This window comes from Nonomuraea wenchangensis, assembly GCF_900111685.1.
In the GTDB taxonomy this organism is placed as follows: domain Bacteria; phylum Actinomycetota; class Actinomycetes; order Streptosporangiales; family Streptosporangiaceae; genus Nonomuraea; species Nonomuraea wenchangensis.
On sequence record NZ_FOHX01000033.1, the window covers coordinates 1 to 12,516 of the forward strand.

The 12,516-nt window shown below is 73.9% G+C and carries 12 protein-coding genes; 8 read left to right on the top strand and 4 right to left on the bottom strand.

Annotated elements, in window-relative coordinates; all coding sequences use genetic code 11:
* From BMW85_RS47505 to rph, 5 genes are all read left to right on the top strand, one after another.
* Positions 1–588, top strand: a 588-nt coding sequence (locus BMW85_RS47505) for a TetR/AcrR family transcriptional regulator (RefSeq protein WP_143082675.1), incomplete at its 5' end; no start/stop codon positions are given.
* Between the two features lie 135 nt (positions 589–723).
* Entirely contained in the window at positions 724–1,140 is a 417-nt protein-coding gene (locus BMW85_RS47510; protein WP_091094360.1) for a hypothetical protein, read from the top strand.
* A 38-nt stretch (positions 1,141–1,178) separates the two neighbouring features.
* Positions 1,179–2,321, top strand: a complete 1,143-nt coding sequence (locus BMW85_RS47515) for a sensor histidine kinase (RefSeq protein ID WP_091094361.1) — start codon at positions 1,179–1,181, stop codon at positions 2,319–2,321.
* Positions 2,318–2,983 carry a response regulator transcription factor gene (locus BMW85_RS47520; RefSeq protein ID WP_091094362.1) on the top strand — a complete coding sequence of 222 codons (666 nt, stop codon included), beginning with the start codon at positions 2,318–2,320 and terminating at the stop codon, positions 2,981–2,983. The genes BMW85_RS47515 and BMW85_RS47520 overlap by 4 nt, the downstream gene beginning before the upstream one ends.
* Before the next feature lie 116 nt (positions 2,984–3,099).
* The gene (gene rph / locus BMW85_RS47525) at positions 3,100–5,625 is read left to right on the top strand and encodes a rifamycin-inactivating phosphotransferase (RefSeq protein WP_245775497.1); all 2,526 of its coding nucleotides are present in this window, start codon (positions 3,100–3,102) and stop codon (positions 5,623–5,625) included.
* Here rph and BMW85_RS47530 read toward each other — a convergent pair.
* On the bottom strand, positions 5,604–6,554 hold the full coding sequence (locus tag BMW85_RS47530) for a LysR family transcriptional regulator (RefSeq protein ID WP_091094364.1): 951 nt from the start codon (positions 6,552–6,554) through the stop codon (positions 5,604–5,606). The two genes, rph and BMW85_RS47530, sit on opposite strands and share 22 nt — an antisense overlap.
* Positions 6,555–6,689: 135 nt before the next feature.
* On the opposite strand from BMW85_RS47530, the gene BMW85_RS47535 reads away from it, so the two are divergent.
* Positions 6,690–7,934 (top strand): MFS transporter, encoded by a 1,245-nt coding sequence (locus tag BMW85_RS47535; RefSeq protein WP_091094365.1) that lies wholly within the window; start codon positions 6,690–6,692, stop codon positions 7,932–7,934.
* A gap of 21 nt (positions 7,935–7,955) precedes the next feature.
* Entirely contained in the window at positions 7,956–8,576 is a 621-nt protein-coding gene (locus BMW85_RS47540) for a cysteine hydrolase family protein (protein WP_091094366.1), read from the top strand.
* Here BMW85_RS47540 and BMW85_RS47545 read toward each other — a convergent pair.
* From BMW85_RS47545 to BMW85_RS47555, 3 genes are read right to left on the bottom strand one after another with little or no spacing between them, the layout of a single operon-like run.
* Positions 8,556–11,054 (bottom strand): ABC transporter permease, encoded by a 2,499-nt coding sequence (locus BMW85_RS47545; RefSeq protein WP_091094367.1) that lies wholly within the window; start codon positions 11,052–11,054, stop codon positions 8,556–8,558. The two genes, BMW85_RS47540 and BMW85_RS47545, sit on opposite strands and share 21 nt — an antisense overlap.
* Positions 11,051–11,743 (bottom strand): ABC transporter ATP-binding protein, encoded by a 693-nt coding sequence (locus BMW85_RS47550; protein ID WP_091094368.1) that lies wholly within the window; start codon positions 11,741–11,743, stop codon positions 11,051–11,053. The genes BMW85_RS47545 and BMW85_RS47550 overlap by 4 nt, the downstream gene beginning before the upstream one ends.
* Complete coding sequence (locus tag BMW85_RS47555) at positions 11,740–12,249, bottom strand: PadR family transcriptional regulator (protein ID WP_091094369.1); 510 nt, start codon at positions 12,247–12,249, stop codon at positions 11,740–11,742. The genes BMW85_RS47550 and BMW85_RS47555 overlap by 4 nt, the downstream gene beginning before the upstream one ends.
* A 24-nt stretch (positions 12,250–12,273) precedes the next feature.
* Here BMW85_RS47555 and BMW85_RS47560 point away from each other — a divergent pair, with 24 nt between their 5' ends.
* Positions 12,274–12,492, top strand: a complete 219-nt coding sequence (locus BMW85_RS47560; RefSeq protein WP_091094370.1) for a response regulator transcription factor — start codon at positions 12,274–12,276, stop codon at positions 12,490–12,492.
* Positions 12,493–12,516: the final 24 nt, after the last annotated feature.

Here is a 12,516-nt window from a genome sequence, read left to right on the forward strand (position 1 = left end):
GCCCGCGACGGCTACACCCGTGCCGGCATCGACACGATCGCCCGCGCGGCCGGGGTTTCCACGCGCACCATCTACAACCACTTCACCGACAAGGCCGAGCTGTTCCAGGCCGTCATCCAGGACAGCGCGACCCGGGCGGCCGACGCCCAGATCGCCGTCATCGACCGCCACCTGCGCAAGGTCACCGACTTGGAGGCCGATCTCATCGACTTCGGCCGCGAGCTCATCACCCCCGCCGATGGCGGGGACGCCGAGCACTTCGCCCTGGTCCGGCAGATCAACGCCGAAGCCGGCCACATCCCCCGGGCCGCGATCGACGCCTGGCAGGAGACCGGGCCGCTCCGGGTCCGCCGGCAACTGGCCGCGTATCTGCGACGCTGGAGCGAGCAGGGACTCCTGCACGTGGAGGACCCCGACAGAGCCGCCGTCCACCTCCTGCTGCTGATCTCCGTCGACGATCCGTCCTTCCGGGGCGCCACGCCCACCGACGCCCAGATCACCAGGACCGTCACATCCGGCGTCCGCGCGTTCCTGCACGGCCATCTCCGCCCAGCGGCGGGCGGCACCCGGCCAGGATCCGGTGCCTGATGCCTACACCCTTCGGTGCAAGGCGTACAGCGAACGGTGCAAGGTGAAGTGACGGTCGATGGACGACGCGCTCCCGCTGGGGCCCGCCCTAGCGTTTCTCGTCGGGACAACCGGATGAGAACTGGAGAAGTCACCATGAACAAGAGAATGATGACCGCGATCGCCGGGCTGAGCTTGACGGCCGGTCTGCTGGCATCGGCCGGCGGGCCGGCCGGTGCCCAGGCCGGCACGGCCGGCCCCGCCGCGACGGCCGCGCCGAAGCCGCCGAAGGGCGCCAGGGCGGTGGTGCGGGTCAGCCCGAATCCCACCACCCGGCGCGGCCAGGAGGTGACGATCACCGGTCACTGCGGCGGCGGCGAAGGGCTCAAGGCGGTGCTCGCCGGGCTCGACAGGAAGCACCCGGTGCTGCGGAACGTCCGCATCATCAGGGACGATCCGAAGGGATTCGTGGCCAAGGCGACCCTCGCGCCCAGCATCGGCAACGGCGTCGGTCCCGTTTTCGTCGACTGCGGCGGCGAGGCAGGCGTGACCCTCCTGGTCACCCACGTCTGATCCGGACCTGTCACCCCTCGTCGAGAAAGAGCCTCCGCATGGCCGAGCCGTCCCCGCGACGCGAACCCGCGCCCGTCCGGCACCTTGCCCGCATCACCGACATCACGCTCGCCGTCCTCACCCTGGTCTTCTTCGTCACCGTGGCACTCGCCACCGGGGTGCACAGCCCCTGGCGCGGCCCGATCCCCCTCGGGCTGCTTCTCGGCGGGCTCCTGCTGTTCAGACGCCGCTGGCCGATGACCGTGCTGCTGCTGTCGATCGGCGGGATCTTCGTCTATCACCTGACCGTGCATTGGTCTCCCGCCGGTTGGATCTGGCCGGCCGCGGTCGCCTACTTCACCGCCGCCACCACATCACGCGTGCGCTGGGTGTCCGCCATCGGCCTGGCCCAGCTGGTCTACTCGGCGATCGACGCCCGCGGGATCCTGGAGTTCAACCCGGTCCGCTACGTGTTCCACGTCGCGGGGGAGGGACTGCTCCTGGCGATCCTCATCGGCGCGGGCCTCACCTACGCCGCCGCGGCGCGCTGGCGCGGGCGGCTGCGCGAGACCGACAGCCGGGCGCACGCCGCCGAGGAACGGCTGCGCGTCTCGCACGAGGTGCACGACGTCATCGCCCACACACTGGCCGTCGTCGGGGTGCAGCTCAACGTCGCCGCCGACGCCCTGGAGGAGGACCCGGCAGCGGCCGCCGCCGCGCTGCGCGTGGCGAAGGACGTCAGGAACCGGGCGATGACCGACCTGCGCTCCCTCATCGCGATCTTGCGTGACATCCCCGGCGACACCACACCTCAGGCGGATCTGGCCTCCTTGGACACCCTCATCGCCGACGCCCGCACCGCCGGACTTGAGGTGACCCTCCACGAGCAGGGCGACCGCGCGGCCGTCCCCGCCATCACGGCCATCGCCATCTACCGCGTCGTACAGGAGTCCCTCGCCAACACGCTAAAGCACGCGGGGGCGCGCAAGGCCGAGGTGACGATCGGCTACCGGCCTCGCTCGATCACCGTCGAGATCGTCGACGACGGCCGCGGCGTCCCCGACGGCGTCACCGAAGGCCACGGTCTGGCCGGCATGCGCGAGCGGGTGAGCGCACTCGGGGGCGCGCTCACCGCAGGACCCGTCCCCGGCGGTGGCTTCGCCGTGCGGGCCGACATCCCTGTGGCAGGCTCGACGGCATGACGATCAAGGTGCTCCTCGCCGACGACCAGGCACTCGTACGGGCCGGCTTCCGCAGCCTGCTGGCCCGCTCACGGGACATCACGGTCGTCGGCGAAGCCCAGGACGGCGACGAAGCCGTACGGCTGGCCGCGAGCACCCGCCCCGACGTCATCCTCATGGACATCCGCATGCCGGGCACCGACGGGATCATCGCGACCCGCCGCATCGTCGCCGATCCGGCCGCTCCGGGCTGTCGCGTGATCATCCTCACCACGTTCGACACCGACGAACACGTCTTCGCCGCCCTGCGGGCCGGAGCCAGCGGCTTCCTCACCAAAGAGGTCGAACCCGCCGACCTGCGCCGGGCGGTCGCCGCCGTCGCCGGCGGAGACGCGCTCCTGTCGCCGGGCGTGACCCGGCGCGTCATCGAGCAGTTCGCCCACCGGCAGGACCTCACGCCCAGCGCCGGGCAGCGGCTGGCCGCCCTCACCACCAGGGAACTGGAGACGGTCAGGCTCGTGGCGCTCGGACTCTCCAACAACGAGATCGCCGAGCGTCTCTCCATCAGCCCGCTCACCGCCAAGACGCACATCACCAGGGCCATCGCCAAGCTGGACGTGCGCGACCGGGTCCAGCTGGTCATCCTGGCCTACGAGAGCGGATTGATCCGGCCAGGAGCGTGACCCTTCCCTTTTCACTCTATAGCAGATGATCGCCCCTCATGAGAAGCAAAAAAGTGCTCCATACTTGCGCGTTGCGTACCGACCCGACGAACGATGGAGCAACCGAATTGGGTTACGTGCTGGGTTTCGCGCAGATCGACTCGACCGACCTCGCGGACGTCGGCGGCAAGGGGGTGGGCCTCGGCGAGCTCTCGCGGATCGACGGCGTCCGCGTGCCGGACGGCTTCTGCGTCACGACCGACGCCTTCCGCCGGGTGGTGGGGGCTGCGCCGTCGTTCGGCGCCCGGCTCGACCGGCTGTCCCGCGTGGATCCGGACGACCGCGAGGCGATCGGCGCGCTGAGCGCCGAGATCCGCCGCCTCATCGAGGACGTCACCGTGCCCGACGAGCTCGTGGCGGCGATCGGTGACGCGCTCGACGGGCTCGGGCCGCAGGCGGCGTACGCGGTGCGGTCCAGCGCCACGGCCGAGGACCTGCCGGGCGCGTCCTTCGCCGGGCAGCAGGACTCCTACCTCGACGTCGTGGGCCTGACGGAGATCGTCCGGCACGTCCGGCGGTGCTGGGCGTCGCTGTTCACCGAGCGGGCGGTCACCTACCGGCGGCGCAACGGCTTCGACGACCGCAAGGTGCTGATGGCCGTGGTCGTCCAGCGGATGGTGCACCCGGACGCGGCCGGGGTCCTGTTCACCGCGGATCCCGTCACCTCCAACCGGAAGGTCGCCACGGTCCAGGCCGTCCAGGGGCTCGGCGAGGCGCTCGTCTCCGGCCTGGTCACCGGCGACGTCTACGCGGTGCGCGACGACCAGGTCCGCGCCACGACGCTCGCCACCGAGGCGCGGCCGGTCCTGACGGACACCCAGGTCGTGGCCCTGGCCCGGCTGGGCCGGCGGATCGAGGCGCACTTCGGCCGCCCCCAGGACATCGAGTGGTGCCTGACCGGCGACGGTTTCCACCTCGTGCAGAGCCGGCCGATCACCACCCTGTTCCCCGTCCCGGAGACCGGCGACGAGGAGAACCACGTCTACATCTCGGTCGGTCACCAGCAGATGATGACCGACGCGATGAAGCCGCTGGGGCTGTCGGTGTGGCAGCTCACGACGCCACGGCCGATGTACGAGGCCGGCGGCCGGCTGTTCGTCGACGTGGCCGCACAGCTGGCGACGCCCCGGGGCCGGGAGGGCCTCTTCGCGACCATCGGCAAGTCCGACCCGTGGATGCAGGACGCCCTGCGGACCATCCTCGATCGCGACTTCATCCCCTCGCGGCCGGACGACCCGGCCGCCGCCGCGCCGCCCGTCCCACCCGCCCCCACTGAGCCCGATCCGGCCGTCGTCGCCGAGCTGATCCGGGCCGACCAGGAGTCCGTCGCCGCCCTGCGGCGCACGATCGGCACGCTGTCCGGGCCGGAGCTGCTGGACTTCATCCTGGCCGACCTCGCGGAGCTGCGGCGCGGCCTGTTCAGCCCGCGCAGCTACCAGGCGATCATGGCGGGCATGGAGGCGTCCTGGTGGCTCAACGACCACCTGGAGACGTGGCTGGGGGAGAAGAACGCCGCCGACGTGCTCACCCAGTCGGTCCCGAACAACGTCACCTCCGAGATGGGGCTGGCGCTCCTCGACGTCGCCGACGCCGTCCGGCCGCACGCCGAGGTCGTGGCGCACCTGCGCCGCGTCGCCGACGAAGGCCGCGAGGGCCCGGCCTTCCTGGACGAGCTGGCCGGGCTGCCCGGCGGGCGCGAGGCGCGGGCCGCCATCGAGGGTTTCCTCGACGAGTACGGCATGCGCTGCGCCGGCGAGATCGACATCACCAGGACGCGCTGGAGCGAGAACCCCGCCATGCTCGTGCCCACCATCCTCGGCAACGTCAGGAACTTCGAGCCGGGCGCCGGCCGGCGGCACTTCGAGCAGGGTCTGCAGGAGTCGCGGCGCAAGGAGGAGGACGTGCTGACGCGGCTGCGCGACCTGCCCGACGGGGAGCGGAAGGCCGAGGAGACCAAGCGGATGATCGACCGGGTCCGCGCCTTCACCGGCTACCGCGAATATCCCAAGTACGGCATGATCAGCCGCTACTTCGCGTACAAGCAGGCGTTGCTGCGCGAGGCCGACCGTCTCGTCCGCTCCGGCGTCCTGCGCGAGCGGGACGACGTCTTCTTCCTCCGCTTCGAGGAGCTGCGGGAGGTGGCGCGGACCGGTCACGCGGACGCCGGGCTCGTCGCGGAGCGGCGGGCGGCGTTCCGGTCGTACGAGACGCTCACCCCGCCCCGGGTCCTCACCTCGGACGGCGAGGTCGTCACCGGCCGCTACCGGCGGGAGGACGTCCCGCCGGGCGCGCTGCCCGGCCTCCCGGCCTCGGCCGGGACCGTCGAGGGCCGGGCCAGGGTGGTCACGGACATGGCGCGGGCCGACCTGGAGGCGGGCGACATCCTGGTGACCGCCTACACCGACCCGAGCTGGACCCCGCTGTTCGTCGCCGCCGCCGGGCTGGTGACGGAGGTGGGCGGCCCCATGACGCACGGGGCGGTGATCGCCCGGGAGTACGGCCTGCCGGCCGTCGTCGGCGTCGAGCGGGCGACGGGGCTCATCCGGGACGGGCAGCGGATCCGCGTCAACGGCACCGACGGCTACGTGGAGGTCATCGGCTGAGCCGTCGCGGCCCACTCCGGCACCCAGGTCCCCGCGGCGCCGTGCTCCGCCGCGGCGGCCAGGTGGTCGAGGAGGGTGGCCAGCGCGGGGTGGGGGTTGTCGCGGTGCCACAGCAGCGAGTGCGGGTAGACCGGCACGGGGTCGGTCACCGGGATGCGGCGCAGCCCGTGACCGGCGGGCCAGACGAGCCGGGTGTGCCCGCCCATGAACGTGGCCAGCGCCGGGGTGTCGGCGATGGTGTCGAGCAGCGCGTCGGAGCCGAAGTTGGGGCCGGTCGCCTCGATGGCGAGGCCGAACTCGGCGACGAGGTCGTCGTAGTAGGCGGCCCACTCGGTGCCGGGGTCGAGGCCGGGCATCCAGATCCGGTGCCCGGCGAGCTGGGACAGCGTCACCGACCGGGCCGGCGCCAGCGCGTGCGCGGGGCCGGTGAGGAGCTGGAGCGGCTCGTCGAGCACCCGTACGGACGCGAGGTCGTCCGGGAGCGGCCGGCCGGGCGCGTTGACGGCGCGGAAGGACGCGTCGATCGCGCCGGACCGGAGGGCGGCGACGGCCGCCTCGATGTCGTGCAGCATCACCACGCCGAGCTCGATGCCGGGGTGGGCCCGGTGGAAGGCGCGCATCAGCCCTGACGCGGCGCCGCGCGAGGCGATCACGTCGACGCGCAGCGGCCGGCTGCCGGTCCGCACGGACGCGACCGCGCGCTCGGCGACCCGCAGCAGCTCGCGGGCGTGGGGCAGGAACGCCTGCCCGTCGATGGTGAGCGCGGCGCCGCGCGGGGTCCGGGTGAACAGCCGCACGCCGAGGTCGCGCTCCAGCGCGGCGACGCGCTTGGAGACGGCCTGCTGGGTGACCGCCAGCTCGGCGGCGGCCTCCTGGAACTGGCCCGCGTCGGCGGCGGCGACGAAGGTCCGTACGGTGTCGAGATCCACGCGGACACCCTACTGCCACAACCGTTGGTTGTGGCTGAGCCGCTTCGGGTTGTTTGATCACCTGCTCCGTCGCACGCTTTGATGCTCATCGATCACGAATCGGTTGTGGCGGGCGAGCGGCGAGGAGCGGCGGGCATGGGGGACGGGCATCGGCTGGGGCGGGAGTTCGGGTGGCTCTGGGCAGCGTACGGGACCAGCGCCCTCGGCACCTGGCTGGCCTTCGGCGCGTTCCCGCTGATCGCCGTCCAGGTGCTGCACTCGGGGCCGGCGGAGGTCGCCGCGCTGTCGGCCGTCGGGGCGGCCGTGGGCGCGGCGGTGGCGGTGCCGCTCGGGCCGTGGGTGGAGTTCCGGCACAAGCGGCCGGTGCTGATCGGGGCGGACCTGCTGCGGTTCGCGGCGCTGGCGACGATCCCGGCCGCGTACGTGCTCGGCGTCCTCACCTTCGCCCAGCTCCTGCTGGTCTCGGTCGTGGCCGCGGCGGCCGACATCACCTTCCGTGCCGCGTCCGGCGCGTACCTGAAGACGCTGCTGCCGGCCGGGGACCTGCTCGTCGCCAACGCCCGCTTGGAGTCCACGGCCTGGACGACCACGATCGTCGGGCCGCCGCTCGGCGGCGCGGCGATCGGGCTGTTCGGCCCGGTGGCGACGGTGCTGGCCGACGCGGTCAGCTACCTGCTCTCGGCCCTCGGCATCCGCGCGATCGGCGGCCGGGAGTCCAGCCCCGAGCCCCGGCCGGCCGCGCGCCTGCGGGCCGCCGACCTGCTCGACGGCTGGCGGCACATCCTCGCCGACGCCACGCTGCGGCCGTTGTTCCTCAACACCGCCCTGTTCAACGGCCTGGTGATGGCCATCGACGCGCTGCTCGCGGTCCTGATGCTGGGCGAGCTCGGGTTCGCGCCATGGCAGTACGGCCTCGCCTTCGCCGCGCCCGCGATCGGCGGGCTGGTCGGCGCGCGGCTGGCCCGGCCGCTCGTCGCCCGGTACGGGCAGCACCGGGTGCTGGTCGCGGCCGGCGCGGGGCGCGCGCTCTGGCCCGTCGGCCTCGCCTTCGTGGGGCCGGGCACCGGGGGACTGCTGCTGGTCATGGGCGTCGAGCTCGGGCTCATCTTCTGCTGCGGGGTCTTCAACCCCGTGCAGGCCACCTGCCGTCTCGAACGCACCCCGTCCGGCGTGGTCACCCGCACGCTGTCGGCCTGGACGGTGACGACCCGGGCCTCGACCGCCCTCCTGACCGCCGTCTGGGGCGTGCTCGGCGGGCTGCTCGGCCCGCGTACGGCCATCGCCCTGGCCGGCGTGGTCCTGCTGGCGACCCCGCTGCTGCTCCCTCGGCGCGCCGCCGCACCCTCGCCCCACCCGGAGCCGGCCTCCGGCCGCGCCTGACACCACTCAAGGAGACAGACGATGACCGTCCCGCCGCTGAACCCCCGCACCACCGCCCTGCTCGTCCTGGACTACCAGCAGGCGACCCTGGCCGCGCTCCCCGACCCGGACGGGCCGCTGTCACGGGTGGCCGCCGCCATCGCCGACCTGCGCGCGCACGGCGCCACCATCGCCTACGTACGACTCGGATTCACCGAAGCCGACTGGGCGGCGATCCCGCCCGACAACGCGACCTTCTCCGTCCTCGGCCGGCAGCGCCTCCTGCACCACGCCGATCCGGCCACGGCCGTCCACCACCTGCTCGCTCCCGAGCCCGGCGACCTCACCGTGCGCAAGACCCGCGTCGGCGCCCTGTCCACGACCGACCTGGACCGGCGGCTGCGCGAGCGCGGCATCACCACCCTGGTCATCGCGGGCGTCACCACCAGCGGCGTCGTGCTGTCCACGGTCACCGACGCCGCCGACCGCGACTACCGGCTCTACGTCCTCTCCGACGGCGTCGCCGACCCGGACCCGCACGTCCACCGGACCCTCATGACCGGCGTCCTCCCGCGGCTGGCCCACGTCATCGACACGGCCGGCCTGCGCGCGCTCCTGCCCGGGAGCGGTGCGGGGGCCGGGTCACTGGAGCCGGCGGGCTAGGGGCAGCCTGGTCCTGGTGAGCAGCGCCGCCGCCGTCGCCAGGACGGGCGGCCCCGCCACCACGGCGAGCACGAACGGCCACGGCACGGCGATCGTGGCGGGATCCCCGGCGCCGTGCGTCGTCATCGGCCGGCTCAGCGCCACGCCCGTCACCGCACCCGCGGCCAGCCCCATCAGCGCGCCGAGCCCGGCGACGTAGAGCGCCTGACCGGCCACCACCAGCCGCAACGTCGCCGGCGGCGCGCCGACGGCCAGCATGGTCGCCCGCTCGGGCCGCATGTCGGCCGCCGCCAGGCCGGTGGCGGCCAGCGTGCCGCCTACGGCGAGGACGACGGCGCCCACGAGCCAGCCCCACAAGGCGGGAGTGGGCAGGTTGCGGTAGCCCTCCTCGGAGGCGACCGTGACCCGGCCGGTCGCCTTGGACAGATCGTGTCCCAGCGTGGAGCCGACCGGGAGCCGGTGCATCGCGTAGAGCTGCCGCTCCGCCGTGGCGAACCCCGCCTGCTCGACGAGGGCGCGCGGCAGCAGGGCGCCGCCCTGGTGCTCGTCGGCCGGTACGGCGACCACCGCCGGCACGTCGAGCCTGCGCGGGGGGCCGGACGTGGAGCCGGCCCGCAGCGCCAGCTTGCCGTCGCGCACCGCGGCCGGGTCGAACACCACGGCCTTGCCGCTCGCCAGCGCCTCGGCCGCCCGCGGGTCGTCCCGTCCCTGGAGGAGCCGGAGCAGGGCCCGGTCACCGATGGCCGCCGTGCGACGGGTACGGATGCCGTTCCACTTCACGGTGTACCGCAGCGCGTAGCGGTGGCCCTGGGCGTCCTGCGCCTGGTAGCCGGGGGCCAGCGGCACCCCGGGCAGCAGCCGGGCGGCCTCGGCGCGGAGTTTGCCCCAGGTGGCGTCGCTCATGGTGCCGCCCCAGATCGCGAGCGTGCCGGTCGGGCGCGCCGAGGTGTAGGCGTCGCGCCGGTCCTTGTACTCGCTCTGCGCGCCGATGCCCATGGCGACGGCCGTGGCCGTGACCGCCATGACGGCCGCGACGGCGCTCGCCGTACGGGAGCGGTGGCGGACCGCGTCGCGGACGGCCACCCGCAGCGGCAGCCGCAGCCGCGTGGCCGCCCGTCCGGTGAAGCGGACCAGCCAGGGGGTCAGCACCAGCAGCCCGATCATGATCAGCACCGCGGCGGCCCACACCCACACCGATTCCGACTGGCGGCGCGCCACCACGGTCGCCCCCAGCCCGGCCAGCACCAGAACGACCCCGGCCAGGGGCCGTCCCGGCCCGTCGGCGGCGGCGGCCGGGCGGTCGGCCAGCACGCTCGCGGTGTCCTGCCGGGCCGCCTGGACGGCGGGCACCAGCGCCGCCGTGATCCCGGAGACCAGGCCCAGCGCGGCCACGGCCAGCACCGCCGCCCACGGGACGTCCACCGGGCCGACCGTCGCCGCCGTCCAGCGCGCCAGGACCGGGGCGCCGAGCGCGCCGGCCCCGATGCCCAGCGCCGTCGCCACGAACGTGGCCGCACCGCCGAGGACCAGCCCGTCGGCCAGCACGATCGTCCGCAGGTGCGCGGCGGAGCCGCCCTGCGCCGCGATCTCGGCGAGCTCCCGCCGCCGTCTCCTGAGCCCGACCGCGAAGGCGGGCCCGGCCAGCAGCACGGTCTCCAGCACCACCATGATCACCATGACGCCGAGCCCGGCCGTCCCCGCGGCGTTCATGGGGCCGGGACGGAGCGGAGTGCGTGAGTCCGAGATCATGGCGGGGGAGGTGACGTACAGGCCGGCCGCGTTCAGCGCGGGGACTTCCTTCCAGGTCACCGGTTTCGGGGTGTCGGCCAGCCAGCCGGAGCCGTAGTCGTGCGGCGACCACAACTCCTCCGTCTGCGCGGGCGAGACGTCCGGGCCCACGACCTGCCGGAGCGCGGGCTGGTGCGGGTGCTCCACCACGCCCACCACGGTCAGCGGGGCCGCGCCGGCCGGCCGCAGGACGTCGCCGGGCCGCAGGCCGGACTCGGGGGTCGCGGCGACCTCTCCGGCCGCGGGCAGCCTGCCCTCGGCCAGCGTCAGCATCCCCTTGGTGAGGGGGTCGTGCAGGTCGATCCGCAGCGCCTCGATCCGCTCGGCCCCTGGCTGGAGCACGCCGACGGTGAAGGGGACCAGCCGGGTGCCGGGCCCGAGCCGGGCCGCCACCTCGGACGGGCCGAGCCGGGCGGCGGGCGTTCCGTCGCCGCCCGTGCTCCAGCTCGTCCCGGTCGGCTCCTGGTGGAGCTCCGTGCCCGGGGGCGCCTGCATGATGCGGGCGTCGGCCGCGCCGAACTCGGCCGTCAGCCCTTCACGGGAGGAGACGGCCATGGTCTCGACGAGGGTGAACAGCGCCGTGATCACCAGCACCGGCAGGCCGATCATCACCATGATGAGCGCGCTGCGCCCCCGGGAGCGCCACGCGCTGCGGCGGGAGATGCGCAGCGCGGCCAGCAGGGCGCTCATCGGGCGCTCGCCAGGGGCGTGTCCGTGGTGTCGGCGATCATCCCGTCGCGCAGGAACACCACCCGGTCGGCCCAGGCGGCGTAGCGCGGCTCGTGGGTGACCAGCAGGACCGCCGCGCCCGCGTCGCAGCGGGCGCGTAATATCCGCAGGATCTCGTCGCCGGTGCGCGTGTCGAGCGCCCCGGTCGGCTCGTCGGCCAGCAGCAGGCGCCGCTCGCCGACCAGGGCGCGGGCGATCGCGATCCGCTGACGCTGCCCGCCGGACAGCTCCTCGGGGAAACGGTCGGCCAGGTCCGCGCTGTCGACCTCCGCCAGCACGGCCATGGCCTCCTGCCTGGCCCGGCCCGACCGTACGCCGTCGAGCTCGCGCGGCAGCATCACGTTCTCCGCCGCCGTCAGTGACGTGATCAGGTTGAGGTCCTGGAAGACGTAGCCGACGCTGCGCCGGCGCAGCGCCGCCAGATCGCGTACGCCCGCCAGATCCTGCTCGCCGATGTGCACCGTCCCTGAGGTGGGCCGGTCGAGCCCGCCCGCGAGGTTGAGCAGGGTCGACTTGCCGGACCCGGACGGGCCCATGACCGCGACCAGCTCGCCCACGTCGAGCTCGAGGCTCACGCCTTTGAGAGCGTGCACGGCCGTCGCACCCTCGCCGTGGACCCTGGTCACCCCGGCCAGTCGTACGTACGTCAACTCTCCTCCTTCAGAACGGCCTCGCAGTGGTCCAGCCACCGTTGCTCGGCCTCGGCCTGGAAGATCATGGAGTCGATCACGAGCCGCTGGGCCGCGCCGTCCGTGGCCGCGCGTTTGGCCGTGGTGAGCCGCTGGAGGGCGCGCATGGTCGCCGTCCGCTGCTTGTGGATGACCTCGGCGACGTCCGCCCGGCCGGCGGCGACGGCCATGGCCAGCTTGATGACCAGCTCGTCCCGCGGCCGGTCGGACTGGACGACGGGCGTGCCGAACCAGCGCGCCAGCTCCTCCCGGCCGGCGGCGGTGATCGTGTAGGCCACCCGGCCCTGCTCGTCCGACTCGCCCGGCTCGACGAGGCCGTCACGCTCCAGCCGGGACAGCGTCGTGTAGACCTGGCCGATGTTGAGCGGCCAGGTCGCCCCTGTGGACGCCTCGAACTCGACCCGCAGCTGGTAGCCGTGGCGGGACCCCGTGCTGAGCAGAGCGAGCAGCCCGTGCCTGATCGACATGAATACTCAGTATGCATACGCGGTATGCCCAGAGCAAGTGCCCAGCAGGCCGCTGAAGGCACGGGCGCCCGCTTCGCTCGTCCGGCGGGATCGACGGCGTGCCCTTGCAGGCGCGGGCTGACGCCAAGGGAGTTCGAGGTCGCCCGGCTCGTGGCACGGGGCCTGTCGACCGCCGAGATCGCCGCGGACCTGTTCGTCTCGCCCCACACCGTTCGCGGTCACCTCAAAGGCCGTCTCCGGTAAGGCGGGGATCTCCAGCCGTGGTGA

What these genes read in the sequence shown, in the direction of transcription:
- BMW85_RS47540 (WP_091094366.1), top strand. Translation starts at nt 7,956, where the DNA reads ATGACCGTCCCGCCGCTGAACCCCCGCACCACCGCCCTGCTCGTCCTG.
- BMW85_RS47535 (WP_091094365.1), top strand. Translation starts at nt 6,690, where the DNA reads ATGGGGGACGGGCATCGGCTGGGGCGGGAGTTCGGGTGGCTCTGGGCA.
- BMW85_RS47555 (WP_091094369.1), bottom strand. Translation starts at nt 12,249, where the DNA reads ATGTCGATCAGGCACGGGCTGCTCGCTCTGCTCAGCACGGGGTCCCGC.
- BMW85_RS47510 (WP_091094360.1), top strand. Translation starts at nt 724, where the DNA reads ATGAACAAGAGAATGATGACCGCGATCGCCGGGCTGAGCTTGACGGCC.
- BMW85_RS47520 (WP_091094362.1), top strand. Translation starts at nt 2,318, where the DNA reads ATGACGATCAAGGTGCTCCTCGCCGACGACCAGGCACTCGTACGGGCC.
- BMW85_RS47545 (WP_091094367.1), bottom strand. Translation starts at nt 11,054, where the DNA reads ATGAGCGCCCTGCTGGCCGCGCTGCGCATCTCCCGCCGCAGCGCGTGG.
- BMW85_RS47515 (WP_091094361.1), top strand. Translation starts at nt 1,179, where the DNA reads ATGGCCGAGCCGTCCCCGCGACGCGAACCCGCGCCCGTCCGGCACCTT.
- BMW85_RS47560 (WP_091094370.1), top strand. Translation starts at nt 12,274, where the DNA reads ATGCCCAGAGCAAGTGCCCAGCAGGCCGCTGAAGGCACGGGCGCCCGC.